Annotated in this window: 14 protein-coding genes; 13 read left to right on the top strand and 1 reads right to left on the bottom strand. The window is 62.6% G+C overall.

The features are described 5' to 3' along the window. The first annotated feature begins 332 nt into the window (after positions 1–332). The 7 genes from AB870_RS08800 to AB870_RS08830 all read left to right on the top strand — a co-directional run bounded on the left by AB870_RS08800 (position 333) and on the right by AB870_RS08830 (position 6,518). Entirely contained in the window at positions 333–860 is a 528-nt protein-coding gene (locus AB870_RS08800) for a hypothetical protein (protein WP_047907703.1), read from the top strand. Positions 861–865: 5 nt separating this feature from the next. After that, complete coding sequence (locus AB870_RS08805; RefSeq protein WP_157112280.1) at positions 866–1,372, top strand: hypothetical protein; 507 nt, start codon at positions 866–868, stop codon at positions 1,370–1,372. After that, complete coding sequence (locus tag AB870_RS08810) at positions 1,369–2,010, top strand: hypothetical protein (protein ID WP_047907705.1); 642 nt, start codon at positions 1,369–1,371, stop codon at positions 2,008–2,010. The genes AB870_RS08805 and AB870_RS08810 overlap by 4 nt, the downstream gene beginning before the upstream one ends. Positions 2,011–2,040: 30 nt before the next feature. Continuing rightward, positions 2,041–3,420, top strand: coding sequence for a hypothetical protein (locus AB870_RS08815; RefSeq protein WP_071386855.1), 1,380 nt, complete (start codon positions 2,041–2,043; stop codon positions 3,418–3,420). A 54-nt stretch (positions 3,421–3,474) separates the two neighbouring features. After that, positions 3,475–4,185 (top strand): C39 family peptidase, encoded by a 711-nt coding sequence (locus AB870_RS08820; RefSeq protein ID WP_047907706.1) that lies wholly within the window; start codon positions 3,475–3,477, stop codon positions 4,183–4,185. A 12-nt stretch (positions 4,186–4,197) separates the two neighbouring features. Beyond that, on the top strand, positions 4,198–4,947 hold the full coding sequence (locus AB870_RS08825) for a hypothetical protein (RefSeq protein WP_064674804.1): 750 nt from the start codon (positions 4,198–4,200) through the stop codon (positions 4,945–4,947). A 239-nt stretch (positions 4,948–5,186) separates the two neighbouring features. Continuing rightward, entirely contained in the window at positions 5,187–6,518 is a 1,332-nt protein-coding gene (locus AB870_RS08830; protein ID WP_047907707.1) for a hypothetical protein, read from the top strand. Between the two features lie 234 nt (positions 6,519–6,752). On the opposite strand, the gene AB870_RS08835 is transcribed toward AB870_RS08830, so the two are convergent. Further along, positions 6,753–7,193, bottom strand: coding sequence for a RodZ family helix-turn-helix domain-containing protein (locus AB870_RS08835; RefSeq protein ID WP_047907708.1), 441 nt, complete (start codon positions 7,191–7,193; stop codon positions 6,753–6,755). A gap of 399 nt (positions 7,194–7,592) precedes the next feature. On the opposite strand from AB870_RS08835, the gene AB870_RS08840 reads away from it, so the two are divergent. From AB870_RS08840 to AB870_RS08860, 6 genes are all read left to right on the top strand, one after another. Continuing rightward, positions 7,593–8,318: a helix-turn-helix transcriptional regulator gene (locus tag AB870_RS08840; protein ID WP_064674805.1), complete on the top strand. Its 726-nt coding sequence runs from the start codon at positions 7,593–7,595 to the stop codon at positions 8,316–8,318. Between the two features lie 416 nt (positions 8,319–8,734). After that, on the top strand, positions 8,735–9,910 hold the full coding sequence (locus AB870_RS08845) for a CaiB/BaiF CoA transferase family protein (RefSeq protein WP_047907709.1): 1,176 nt from the start codon (positions 8,735–8,737) through the stop codon (positions 9,908–9,910). 112 nt (positions 9,911–10,022) lie between these two features. Further along, complete coding sequence (locus AB870_RS08850; RefSeq protein ID WP_047907710.1) at positions 10,023–11,054, top strand: ABC transporter substrate-binding protein; 1,032 nt, start codon at positions 10,023–10,025, stop codon at positions 11,052–11,054. Further along, complete coding sequence (locus tag AB870_RS08855) at positions 11,054–11,866, top strand: ABC transporter ATP-binding protein (protein ID WP_047909004.1); 813 nt, start codon at positions 11,054–11,056, stop codon at positions 11,864–11,866. The genes AB870_RS08850 and AB870_RS08855 overlap by 1 nt, the downstream gene beginning before the upstream one ends. 6 nt (positions 11,867–11,872) lie before the next feature. After that, positions 11,873–11,995, top strand: a complete 123-nt coding sequence (locus AB870_RS27365; protein ID WP_257786669.1) for a hypothetical protein — start codon at positions 11,873–11,875, stop codon at positions 11,993–11,995. Positions 11,996–12,040: 45 nt separating this feature from the next. After that, positions 12,041–12,859: an ABC transporter permease gene (locus tag AB870_RS08860; RefSeq protein WP_047907711.1), complete on the top strand. Its 819-nt coding sequence runs from the start codon at positions 12,041–12,043 to the stop codon at positions 12,857–12,859. The last annotated feature ends 10 nt before the right edge of the window (positions 12,860–12,869 follow it).

A 12,869-nucleotide genomic window follows, 5' to 3' on the forward strand; every position in this document is an offset into this window, starting at 1 on the left:
AGGCTCGGGCGACGGTCCATGACACTCGCATGTCGTTTTCGTCCCGCACGGCCGATCTGCCGCATTTCTGTCACGCGAAACCCTTGTAAACCGGGCGTATCCGGCAGGCGTCTCCGGTCACGTCGATATCGTTCGCAGTTCGGAACGTTTTCGAAATGCGTCGTTGAAATGACGGGAGCGGCAGATCGGACTCCACGTATCAATGCTGAAACATTTTCGCCCGCCCGAGTCGGCACACCTGTGCGTCGAAAAAATTAACGCCAATGTTTTCAGACACTTAAGTGCGGTGGCACGGAAGTCGCTTTATTGGTCCGGGCAAGGAGGGCAAAGCGATGCGAATTCTCACCACCGATATGCAGTACCGCGCACGACAAGGCGCAGGCGCCGTGAGCGCAGCCATCGTCGTAGCGCTCGCGCTGTGTGCCGCACCGGCACAGGCGCATGACTTCTCGCGCTCGCCGTTCATGCAGGTGGCGATGCTCACGGGCTCGATGGTGCCCGCATCGTTCACGACGCCGATGTTGCCGGCCGCGCCGATTTCCGATGCCGACGTTGCCGTCGACGTGGCACCTGCCACCGGATCGGTCTCCACGGTGGCCGACGGCAGCGATAGCCAGACGGTCCGCGCCTCCGGAATGCCGCTGGCTGCAGCCCGTATCGACGACGAACAACTGGGAAGCCAGCGCGGCCGCAATTTGCAGGGCGCCGCAATGGTCAAGTCGCCTGGCATGGCGCTCGCCAACGGCGTGACGTTGTGGGATGAACTGCCCGGTGGCATCACACCGACACCGCGTCCGCAACAACTGTCGAATGGCGTGGGCAACGTGCAGGTGACGCGCGTGACCTACACCACGCGGTGAACGACATGACCCCAATCACTTTCACGCCGGCTGCGCTCGTCACGATGTTCGCGGCACTGGCGCCAGCGATGCTCCCCGGCCCCGCAAAGGCCGAACCGGCCGCGCCGGGCGATCTGGTGATCGAGCGCAACATCGGCCCGCAGATTGCCTATCGCGGCTTGCCGCGTGAACAAAACCCCATCGGCATCGCCGTCCCGGCCTTTCCGACGGGACCGTTCAATACGGCGATGGGGGCTGTCAGCCAGGTCACGGATAACGAACTGACGGGACGGGCCAACACCGGTCTGGTCACGAGTTCCGTGCAGTCGGGGATCAATCCCGTCATGGGTGTGCTAGTCGGCAATGCCCGCGGCGGCAACGGCCTGAACACCACCAACGGTGTCGGCGGCGGCTTCGGTGCCGGCTCCGGCGGCGGTGGCGGCATCGGCAGCATCGGCACGCTGGTGCCGTCGGTGATTGGCTCGGCGCTCGCGCCGCTCACGAGCATCGGCGCCGCGGGAGCCGCGAAATGAGCGCACATCGTCAGGTAAGGCGCGCCATCGCGCTGGCGGCAATGACAGCGCTGAGCGCGATTGCCGGAGTCTCGCAGGCACAAGACGTATGGCTTGTGAACGGTGAACTCGCCGGTACGCACGCCACGCTCGAGAGCGGCGTGGCGGTGGGTGTGTCCGGCGCGCTGGGCGTGAATCAGGCTGCCGGCATCAATAACGCTCAGGCCAACAGCGCGGTCATCGCCAACGGCGGCGGCGCGACGCTCGGCATGACCAGCACGAATCAACAGGCGCTCGTCACTACGACGACGGGCGCCGCGAGCGCCGCGATTCAGGGCAACGCATTTTCGGGCACCTCGGGGCTGACGCAAGTCAACCAGGCGAGCGGTGCCGGCAATCTTCAACGCAACGCCACTGTCATTGTGGCCGGCGATGCGTCTGGAGTGGCGAGCGTATCGGATACGGCACTATCCGCTGCGATCTCCAAGGGTGGCCCGGCTGGCCACAACAACGTCAACGACCAGTTCCGCACGGCATCGATTTCGAACGATGCCTTCCGCGGGGCGAGCGGGGTGTTGCAGGTGAACCAGTCGGCTGGGATAGGCAATGTAACCGCAAATGTTTTTGTGCTCCGTCCCCCGGCGGGCACATCTTTTTAACTGGGTAACTCTCTCGTCAAGGAGATGGTCATGAAAACGAAAGCAATTGCAGCGGCTGCACTGCTGGTAGCAACGGGTACCGCCATGGCGTCGCCCAATCACCAGCAATATAGCTTCTCGTTCATTGGCAACGAGACCAATGTCCTGAACCTGGTCGGCATTTTCGGTCTGATCGGCATTCAGGGCTGCGTCCGTGTGGATAACACCGGCAACGCCGTCGTACAGAGCAACCAGAGTGTCGACGTCCATCACGTGAACCTCAAGGGACCGCTGCTTGGTTCCTATGTCACGGGCCATGTGACGTACGGCGTGGATGCGAAGACGACGACGGTTTCGGATCAGGGCAGCGCGTATCTGATCGCCGGTAAGACGACCACGCACTACGACAACTCCACGTCGTGGGTGAACGCAACCGCCAACGGCCACCTCAACACGAGCCAGGCCTTCCAGGCAGGTGCGGGCTATGTGGCAGGGCAGTCGAGTTCCGGCTCGGGCGGCTTCATCGCGGGCGGCGGGTATCAGTACTCGAACGTTGCAGCAGGTCTGGGTATTGTCGGTGGCGGCATCCTTCCGCTGCCGGGTGGCCTTGCGCTGTATGGTGGCTACCTCGTCGCGAACGCCGGCGCCGGTCAGGCTTCGGCATGGGGCGGCTATGCCTACGCGCAGCAGTCGCAGCAAGCGGCGGGCTTCCTCGCCGCGGGCTTCCTGAACACGCAGAAGAGCTTCGATGCGGCATTCCATGCCACGCTCAACCACGGCAATTACTCTGTCGAGAGCGATTCGATTGCCGCCGGCGCGCTCTGGGGCTTCTCGAATACCTACACGAAGTCGACCGCCTGGACCAAGGGCGCTATCACGTATCACTTCAACACGGCGCAATACCAGACGATGGGCGCGACGCTTGGCGACAACGCCTTGTCCAACGCTAACGGCAACGTCGGCGTGAACGTGGCGGCAGGTGCCGACAACGCCCAGGCCAACAATGTCGCGATTGCTTCGCTCAACGCGCAGCCGGTGTATGCCTCGGCTCAGGTGTTCGCGAACCAGTCGTCGAAGGGTTCGGCCAGCATCTCGCAGTTCATGGTCAATGCCAGCGTGGGTGACCATGCGCTTGCCGGTGCGACTGGCAACGTGGGTGTGAACGTGGCCTCGGGTGTCGGCAACGTGCAGGGCAACAGCCTGGCCGCGGCGGTCTCGCAAGGTGCGAGCGGCTGGTACAAGGGCGGTGCTGCCAACTCGACGGCACAAACCGACCAGATGGCCGGCATGAAGGCCTCGGGTGACTTCGTTGCCAACGCATCGCTCGGCAACGGCGCACTGCAATGGGCCAGCGGCAACGTCGGTGTGAACGTGGCAGCCGGTATCGGCAACGTTCAGGCCAACAGCCTTGCCATCTCGGCAATCAAGTGATGTCGCTAACCGGTCCGGGAAATTCTCCGGACCGGTTTTTTCATGAGGTGTGTCATGAATGATGCGCGTCGTGCCGCAGTGAGGATCGCTACTGTTTGCGCTCTGGCGTGCGCAAGCGTGGCCGGGCACGCGCAGTATGCATCGGTGAACCTGGAGTCTTCGATCGGGGTACCGGCGGTCAAGAAGATGCGCTCGTTCAAGTCGATGCACTACGTGAATCTGGTCCAGCAGGAATACGACTTCAGTTGTGGGTCCGCAGCACTGTCGACGCTGCTGCGATATGGCTACGGGATCAACATTCCCGAGACAGAAATGATTCAGCGAATGATGGCGTTCTCCAATCCGGAAACGGTCATCAAGAACGGCTTCTCGATGCTCGACATGAAGAAATTCGTGGAGACGCTCGGACTCGAGGGGCGAGGTTTCAAAGTGGACGTCGGCGCACTTTACGACTTGAAGATTCCGGTCATCGCGCTTATCGACGTCAACGGCTATCAGCACTTTGTGGTTATCAAGGCGGCGAAGGAGGGGCGGGTATTCGTGTCCGATCCGGCGCTGGGCAACCGCATCATCGAGCAGGCCGATTTTGCCAGGCAGTGGAACGGCCTGGTGCTGGCGGTCATCGGCAAGCCGTTCCTGGAGGATTCACCGCTGCTCAAAGGAAACGAATCCCTGGCGTCCAAGCTGCGCGACAGCGCGCTGGCCACCGGGACGTCACCGACTCCGATGGTGGACTTCGGCATCATCCGGGCGGATCTGTTTTGAGATCAGACCATCATGAATCGATATGTCCCGATGCTGGCCATACCGCTGTTCGCAAGTGCCGTGCCGGCATTTGCGTCGAGCGTGGTGCCCGAGAGCTGGACGCCCGTGAGCGATGAAGTGCTCTCGCACGCGACCGGCAAGTACGCACAACAGAACATGATTTCGGGCTTCCAGCTCGTTATGCAGTCGCAATGGCAAATGCCGACCGGCGCCAGTCTGATGGCCACGGGTGTGCTCGGGGTGAACAACGGACAGGTACAGACCGGGAGTTCGACGGCCATCATTCCCGGCGTCGTCAATGCGGTCGCGCCGACGACGCAGGTCGTGAGCGGCGCCGCGAACGTGTTGATGAACGGCGTCGCGCAGATCACGCAGGTCGCCGGCGACGCAAACAACGCCCTGAACAAAGCCATCATCCAGTACGGCCAGAACGGATCGGTTGCGATGCTCGTGCCGCTAAGCAACCAGAGTTCCAGCAACTCGTCGACGACGGTGGGCAATCTGAGCGCGAGCGTGGCGATTTCGTCTGCCGGCATGCAACTCGCACTCAACACGCCCAACGGCAACCTCGCGCAGAGCATCGCCGGCGGCGCCGGTGGCTCGATGAACCAGATCATGCAGGTGGTTCAGGTCGCGGGCAATGCACAACAGGTAATGAATACCTTGCAGTTGAACCTGCAAACGAGCGCGCTCACGTCGGCCGGGCTGCGCCAGGTTGGTATCCAGAACGCAATGGCGAACATGGTCGCCGTGCGGCATTGAAAGGTAACGTCCGATACGGCCGTGGGCCGGGGCATCGACATTGCCCGGCAGGACGCCATGACAACAAGAAATGGGGCGCCGCCGCAGAACCCTTGCGGCGTACAAGAAGGTGATGTCGGCAGAGCCCGGTCAGGGTTTCGCACGCATCACCCCGCAGTCGAGCAGCAAGGACAACCGTTGTCGGAAATACGTGTTGATTGCGCGCGGACGCCCGTCCGCTTTTTCACCCGGGGGGGATCATGAACACTCACCGCTTTTTTCCCGTTGCCGCTATTCCGTTGGGGGTACTGCTTTTCACGCTATCGGCCCAGGCTCAGGAGCATACGAACCCATCGCCGGACAACCGTATCCAGATGTTGATGGATATGGTGGACCGGCAGCAGCGGGAAATTTCTTCTCTCAAGCAGCGCCTCACGGATATCGAGATGGCGCAGCGCGGGCGCGGCCTGACCGCATGGGATACCGCGCAAATCGCGCAAGTCACGCCCGGTGACGGCTCCGGCGCCAGTTCCACAGGCACGCCTGGCGGCGGCGCCGCCGGGGTCGCAGGCCCAACGACGGCCACGCCGATCGGCGAGACGCAGCAAATGCAAAAGAGCGAGACCGACTCGCAGCGCACGCCGGCCGAAGAGGCCGTGGTGCAGGCGCAGCACGCGCCGCTGTTCGACCGCAAGCTCACCATCGATGCCGGTATCAGCTACAGCTATTACGACCGTCGTCAGTTGGTACTGAGCGGCTTTCTCGCACTCGACGCCATCTTCCTCGGTCAACTGAACCTCGGCCAGACAAAGGCCAACGTGTGGACCTTCGACGTGAACACGCGCTACGGGATCACCGATCGGCTGAGTGTGGCGTTCGACGTGCCGTACCTCTACCGCAATTCGGATTTCATTTCGGGCGGGGTGGGCGGCGCAGCCTCCTCGATCAGCGACATCAGCAAGAACTCGGCGAATATCGGCGACGTCAACGCGTCCCTGTACTACCAGGTCGTGAAGGAAAATGCGAACTGGCCGGATATCGTGGCGTCGTTGCGTGTCACGGCCCCGACGGGGACGTCGCCGTTCGGCATCAAGCTCGGCACGCCTGATCCGAGTAACAACAACCTGACGACGCCGTCACGTTTGCCCACGGGTAACGGCATCTGGGCAATCACGGCGGGCTTGTCGTTCCTTCGGACCTACGATCCGATCGTGCTGTTCGCGAACGTGGCCTATACGTACAACGTGGCCCGCTCGTTCGACGACATCTCGACTATCGAAGGCACGACGCAGCCCGCCAAGGTCAAGCTCGGCGATATCGTGCAGGTCGGTGCCGGGATGGCGCTCGCGCTCAACGACAAGACGGCGCTGTCGATCTCATATTCGACGGCCATTTCGCGTGCCACGAAGACGGCGTCCCCGGGGGCGAGCTGGACAACGGTGGCAGGGAGCACGACCAATGCGGCGTCGCTTAACTTCGGTATCAATTACGCCATCAACAAGCACTGGACGGTGAACGGCTACGTGAATGCGGGGATGTCGCCGGATGCACCGAATTACGTAATTGGGGTTCGCTTCCCGTACACGTTCTAAAGGGCGGGGTGGCGCAGCCGGGCCGTTGTCTCTCGAGCGTGAAGGATCGAACGGGACAGGGCGCAGGGGAATGCGGGGCGCGTCGCCGTCATGGGCGACGCGCGAGCGCGCGATAGCAAGGCGCACGGCGTGAATGCGCGGCGCTTGCCGTCAAAACGCTTGATGTGGGACGCAGATGTCGAGCCCGGTCGTGCTCGGTCGTGCCTGGAAGCGGTCAGTGGCGCTTCATGGCGTTTAGCGCGCGGCTGCCGGCATGCGCGTGACGGTAGCGCTGACGTTGACCTTGATGCTGGCCGTCGCGAGGGTGGATGCCGTTGGCGGCAACTGGGAAACGGCAACCGCCGTGCGTGGCTGCGTCGGTGCGGGTGCGGCGGCCTGGGTGGGTTTGGGCGATGGGGCGGGTGGAATGACTTCGTCCCACAAGCGCACGGTGTTGGCAACGCTCGTGGTGGCATGGACCGGTACGACGGCACCCGGTGCGGTACTGCCGAGGCTGGTCACGATGCTGCGCTGCAAATTGGCCGCATGGGCGCTGGCGAGCAGCGTATCGCTCACGGTCGCCGCAACGGCACCGCCGCCGATGCCGCCGACATCGGCCTGCGCGCAACTCGCGTAGCATGCAGCGGCAAGACAGAACATCGCGCTGCGCGTCGTGCTGACGGTGATCTTGAACATGGCGTGCCCCCCGGCCTTCGCGGACTGTCCTCTCAGACTCCTTGTATTTTATTGCGCGATTCGAGAAAGGAAAGGGGAAAAAAGTAATAGCGGACTCTCTGAACTTGAGGAAATAATTTACGCAGATTGCGGTTTGTCGCGCTCAGGCAACAGGGGTAGCCCTCCGTGAGTTGCGGACTCGCCACCACGCGGTTTTCGCGCATAAACTGCCTTGAAAGCAAGGTGACGCTTTATGTGTGAAGCATGACGAACGCTGGAGGACTTCTTCGGTTTTCGCCCCGGGGGGGCATGGGTCGCGCAAGCGGCGGGCCGGCAAAAACATCGATCCCTAAGGCGCAACGAGCATGACAAAAAATGGGGCGGCGGCACGGAGTGCCGACCGGAACGACAGGGGAAATCATGCGTGTGCTGGTCGTAGGTGAGGCTGCCACCTGGCTGGGCGGCCTGCAAGTCGCGTTGCAAACCGAAACGAACGTGACGCCACCGGTCTTGCGGCATGTCGATAGCGTGGCGACGCCGGACTGGGTGTGGCTGCGCGAGCTGCCCTCGCGCCGTGCGCTCGTGCTCGACGAGTCCGTCGCGCGTACGCCTGCTGTACACACGTTGTGCGCGATAGCCGCCGAATGTGTGCCGCCCGTGCCTGTCATCGTGGTGGGCGATGCGGGTTTTCCCGATGAGATCATTCGCTGGTTGCAGGCTGGCGTGGCCGCGTGTCTACCGTGGCCGAATTCGGTCGCCCGCATTCGTTCGGTGTTCGACCTGGCGTTCTCGGGCGGACGCTTCGTGCCCGAAGAGGCGCTCTCGGCGCTGCTGGTGCTCTGGCGTCAGGAGGCGCTTGGCGAGGCGTTACCCCTGTCGCGCCTGCCCGTCTTCCCATTGGGTGGCGACAAGGCGACGCAACTCGCCGAATCGGCGCTGCTCGGTATTTCTCAACGGCAGTACGAAATTCTTGCGCTGCTCTCGCGAGGCCTGTCCATCAAGACGATCTGTCAGCAACTGGTAATTTCCGAAGGCACGGCCAAGACGCACGTGTCGGCGCTGTATCGCCGGCTGGGGGCGCGTAACCGCGGGGAGGCCATCTATATTGCGGCGCAGCGCGGCGCACGTCACCTGTTCGAGACCTGAGCCGAGCTTGACTGGCCCGGCGGCGTTCGCCATGGGGCGGTCTGGCCGCCGGGCCGCCTGTGCGGTTGGCTGCCGCGATGCCGCATCGGACAGGAGGATGAGCCTTCTCGGAAGTTTCCGGGATTTCCCCTGAGGTTATTGGCCGATAGCGGCTGTCGAATTACTATACGGACTTCATTTGCCACCCATTTGCCTGGACGTCGCCCGCAGGCGGTGTCTCGAGAGTCGACGGTGATGACCGTCGACGAGGCTCAGGAGTCCAAGCGTTGTCCAAGTCGTCTACGCCGTTCGCATCGTCATCGCCGCAAGGATCTGCTGCGGCGTCGGCGGCATCTGCCGCGCAGTCTCCCTCCCCATCTTCCCAACGTTGCGCTCAGGCGCCGGCCGGTGCGCCCGGTTTCGGTGCACTTGCCGGGGTGAAGGTGCTCGAACTCGGCACGCTGATCGCCGGCCCGTTTGCCGCGCGCATGCTGGGTGAGTTCGGTGCCGAGGTCATCAAGATCGAGGATCCGCAGCACGGCGACCCGCTGCGCAAGTGGCGCAAGTTGCATCCGGACGCGGGCGGCACGTCGCTGTGGTGGGCGGTGCAGGCGCGTAACAAGAAGTCGGTCACGATCAACCTGAAGTCTCCGCAAGGGCAGGAGATCGTGCGCAAGCTCGCGGCGCAGGCCGACATCGTCGTCGAGAATTTCCGCCCCGGATTGCTGGAGCGCTTCGGGCTGGGCTACGAACAACTCTCGGCTGCGAACCCCGGTCTGGTGATGGTGCGGCTGTCGGGCTACGGCCAGACGGGGCCGTACCGGGACCGTCCCGGTTTCGGCGCCATTGCCGAATCGATGGGCGGACTGCGTCATATCACCGGCTACCCGGACTTGCCGCCGCCACGGATCGGCATTTCCATCGGCGACTCCATCGCCGCGCTGCATGGTGTGATCGGCGCGATGATGGCGCTGCACCACCGCAACGCGAATGGCGGGCGAGGGCAGGTGGTCGACGTGGCGCTCTACGAGGCAGTCTTCAACCTGATGGAGAGTGTCGTGCCGGAGTACAGCGTGGCGGGCATGGTGCGTGAGCGAACCGGCGCGTCGCTGCCGGGCATCGTGCCGTCGAATACCTATCCGTGCGCAGACGGCATGATCGTCGTCGGGGGGAATAGCGATCCGATCTTCAAGCGCCTGATGCACGCGATCGGCCGTGCCGATCTGGCCGAAGACCTGGGGCTCGCCCATAACGATGGACGGGTACCCCGCACGCAGGAGATCGACGAGGCGATCGGTCAATGGACGCAGGCGCGCTCCATCGACGATGCCCTCTGCGTGCTGCAAGCGGCGGATGTTCCGGCGAGCCGCATCTACACGGTGGCCGACATGTTCAAGGATCCGCAGTTCATCGCGCGTCAGATGATCCAGCGTCATACGTTCCCGGACGGCACGCCGATCGACCTGCCCAACATCTCGCCAAAACTGTCGGACACGCCCGGGCAGACACAGTGGCTCGGGCCCGAACTGGGCGCTCACACGGACGAGGTGCTGGGGCAACTGGGTTATGATGCCGGGCAAATCAAGGCGTTGCGCGATAACGGTGTCATCTGAGAAGACATCGCCGCCCAAGGCACTGCGGCGTGCGGGAGGGAATCGCGCGCCGTCAATAAAGCACGTCGAACAAACAAAGAAAGAACGCTGCAATCACGGAGACAACAACACCATGCAAAGACGTCAGTTCGTCACGGCCCTGGCTGCCACCGGCCTTATCGGTGCGGGCATTCGCCCCGGTTTCGCACAAGGCAGGCTCGAGAAGACCAGGATCGCCATCGCGGTCGGCGGAAAGAACCTCTTTTACTACTTGCCGCTCACGATTGCCGAACGTCTGAACTACTTCAAGGACGAAGGGCTCGACGTCGAAATCTCAGACTTCGCCGGGGGTTCCAAGGCATTGCAGGCTCTTGTCGGCGGCAGTGCCGATGTGGTCTCGGGGGCCTACGAGCATACGATTCTGTTGCAGGCGAAAAACCAGTACATTCGCGCCTTCGTATTGCAGGGGCGCGCCCCGCAGATCGTCTTCGGCGTGTCGAACAAGACGATGCCCAACTACAAGTCGATTGCCGACCTGCGTGGCAAGAAGATCGGTGTGACGGCACCGGGTTCGTCGACGAACATCATGGCGAACTTCGTGCTTGCCAAGGGGGGCATCAAGCCCAACGAAGTGGCCTTCGTCGGTGTGGGCGCGTCGTCGGGCGCACTGGCTGCGATACGGTCGGGCAATGTCGACGCCATCGTCAACCTCGACCCGGTGATCACCATGCTCGAGCGCGACAAGGAGATTCGCGTGATTTCGGATACGCGCACGCTCAAGGAAACGGTGTCGGTGTTCGGCGGTAACATGCCGGCCGGTTGTCTCTATACGAACGAATCGTTCATTCAGAAAAATCCGAACACGACGCAAGCACTGACCAATGCGATGGTGCGCGCGTTGCGCTGGCTTCAGACGGCCGGGCCGGGCGACCTCATCAAGACGGTGCCCGATGCCTATCTGCTGGGCGACCGGGCGCTCTACCTCGATGCATGGAGCCGCGTGAAGGAGGCGATCTCGCCGGACGGTCTGATCCCCGCCGACGGGCCGGCCACCGCGCTGCGCACCTTGCAGGCTTTCGATGAGACGGTCAAGGGCAAGTCGATCGATCTGTCCAAGACGTTCACGAACGAGTTCACGAAAAAGGCCGACGCCAAGTACAAATGATGACTGCGCCGGCTCTCAGTTTCGACAGCATTACCTGTACGTTCGTCGCTCGGGACGATCGTTCGAAGCGTTATACGGCGGTGGCCGACACTTCGCTCGACATTGCGCCGGGCGAATTTGTCTCGGTCGTGGGGCCGACGGGCTGCGGCAAGTCCACGCTGCTTAACGTGGCCGCAGGTTTGCTCGCCCCGTCGTCCGGTTCGGTCAAGGTGTTCGGAGAACCGCTCAAAGGGATCAATGCGCGCTCGGGCTATATGTTCCAGGCCGAAGCGCTGATGCCTTGGCGTAACGCCATCGACAACGTGACTGCCGGCCTCGAGTTCCGCGGTGTCGCGCCGGACGAGGCGAAGGCGCGTGGGCACGAGTGGCTCAAACGCGTCGGCTTGGGCGGCTTTGGCGACCGCTATCCGCACCAGCTCTCCGGCGGTATGCGCAAACGCGTCGCAATGGCGCAGACGCTGATTCTGGACCCGGACATCATTCTGATGGACGAGCCATTTTCGGCGCTGGACATTCAGACGCGTCAACTCATGGAAAACGAGTTGCTGGAGTTGTGGGCCGCCAAGCGACGGGCCGTGCTGTTCATCACGCACGATCTGGATGAGGCCATTGCGCTGTCGGACCGTGTCGTGGTGCTCGCCGCGGGCCCAAGCACGCATCCGATCGGAGAATTCCGAATCGATCTGCCACGCCCGCGCGACGTGGCGGAGATTCGGAATCATCCGCGCTTTACCGAGTTGCACGCTCAGATATGGGATGTGCTGCGTGAGGAAGTCCTCAAGGGCTACGCACAACAGTTAAAGGCGGTCTGAATCGTCATGTGGCAAATCGCAGGTATTCTCACGGTCTCGCTGAGCTGGCTCAACTGGCCTGGCTGGTTCGACTGGATGGACTGGTTCGATTTGCCGGACGGCTTTGGCTTGTTCGACTGGCTGGTCTGAAGGTCCGGCCACTCGCTCGTCTGTTATTCCCGGAATTCGTACGTCATGCGTAATCGTTCGTTCATGCGATACCTTCGCCTTTGGCAATGGTCGTTGCTGGTAGTGGCTTTTCTCGTCTGGTATGTCCTGACGAGTCCCACGCTGCTGCCTGCGTTCTACTTCGACAGCCCCGACAAGGCAGCTTTCTTCTTCGGCGAGCCGCAAAAAGTGCTGCTCCAGATCTGGCAATGGTTCGCCAGCGGCGAGATCTATCTGCACCTGGGGGTGACGCTGCTCGAAACGGTGTTGGCTTTTGCCATCGGCACCGTGTTCGGGCTGGGCGTGGGGTTGTGGCTCGCGCTCTCGCCGAGTGCCGGTGCGTTGCTCGATCCGTACATCAAAGCCGCCAACTCGATGCCGCGCGTGATCCTCGCGCCGATCTTCGGCGTCTGGTTCGGGCTGGGTATCTGGTCGAAAGTGGCGCTTGGGGTCACGCTCGTGTTCTTCATCGTGTTCTTCAATGTCTATCAGGGTGTGAAGGAAGTCAGCCCGGTCGTGCTTGCCAACGCGCGCATGCTTGGCGCGAACCAGCGTCAGTTGCTGCGCCGTGTGTATTTGCCCAGTGCGACAAGCTGGGTGTTTTCGAGCCTGCACAATTCGGTCGGTCTCGCCTTCGTCGGTGCGGTGGTCGGGGAGTACCTGGGGTCGTCGCGCGGTGTGGGATATCTCATTTTGCAAGCGGAAGGCACCTTCGACATCAACGCCGTGATTGCCGGCGTGCTCATCCTCACGGCCTTTGCATTGGTGCTCGACGGGCTCGTTGGCGTGGTTGAGCGGCGCTTGCTCGTCTGGCAGCCCCAGGCGGGGGAAACCGAAAAGATGTGACCGGATGCGA

Source organism: Pandoraea faecigallinarum (assembly GCF_001029105.3).
GTDB classification, from domain to species: Bacteria; Pseudomonadota; Gammaproteobacteria; order Burkholderiales; family Burkholderiaceae; genus Pandoraea; species Pandoraea faecigallinarum.

Excerpts from the sequence above, each read along its gene's own strand:
- AB870_RS08830 (WP_047907707.1), top strand. The coding sequence starts at position 5,187 with ATGAACACTCACCGCTTTTTTCCCGTTGCCGCTATTCCGTTGGGGGTA.
- AB870_RS08860 (WP_047907711.1), top strand. The coding sequence starts at position 12,041 with ATGCGTAATCGTTCGTTCATGCGATACCTTCGCCTTTGGCAATGGTCG.
- AB870_RS08855 (WP_047909004.1), top strand. The coding sequence starts at position 11,054 with ATGACTGCGCCGGCTCTCAGTTTCGACAGCATTACCTGTACGTTCGTC.
- AB870_RS08825 (WP_064674804.1), top strand. The coding sequence starts at position 4,198 with ATGAATCGATATGTCCCGATGCTGGCCATACCGCTGTTCGCAAGTGCC.
- AB870_RS08850 (WP_047907710.1), top strand. The coding sequence starts at position 10,023 with ATGCAAAGACGTCAGTTCGTCACGGCCCTGGCTGCCACCGGCCTTATC.
- AB870_RS27365 (WP_257786669.1), top strand. The coding sequence starts at position 11,873 with ATGTGGCAAATCGCAGGTATTCTCACGGTCTCGCTGAGCTGGCTCAAC.
- AB870_RS08810 (WP_047907705.1), top strand. The coding sequence starts at position 1,369 with ATGAGCGCACATCGTCAGGTAAGGCGCGCCATCGCGCTGGCGGCAATG.
- AB870_RS08805 (WP_157112280.1), top strand. The coding sequence starts at position 866 with ATGACCCCAATCACTTTCACGCCGGCTGCGCTCGTCACGATGTTCGCG.
- AB870_RS08835 (WP_047907708.1), bottom strand. The coding sequence starts at position 7,193 with ATGTTCAAGATCACCGTCAGCACGACGCGCAGCGCGATGTTCTGTCTT.
- AB870_RS08800 (WP_047907703.1), top strand. The coding sequence starts at position 333 with ATGCGAATTCTCACCACCGATATGCAGTACCGCGCACGACAAGGCGCA.
- AB870_RS08820 (WP_047907706.1), top strand. The coding sequence starts at position 3,475 with ATGAATGATGCGCGTCGTGCCGCAGTGAGGATCGCTACTGTTTGCGCT.
- AB870_RS08840 (WP_064674805.1), top strand. The coding sequence starts at position 7,593 with ATGCGTGTGCTGGTCGTAGGTGAGGCTGCCACCTGGCTGGGCGGCCTG.
- AB870_RS08815 (WP_071386855.1), top strand. The coding sequence starts at position 2,041 with ATGAAAACGAAAGCAATTGCAGCGGCTGCACTGCTGGTAGCAACGGGT.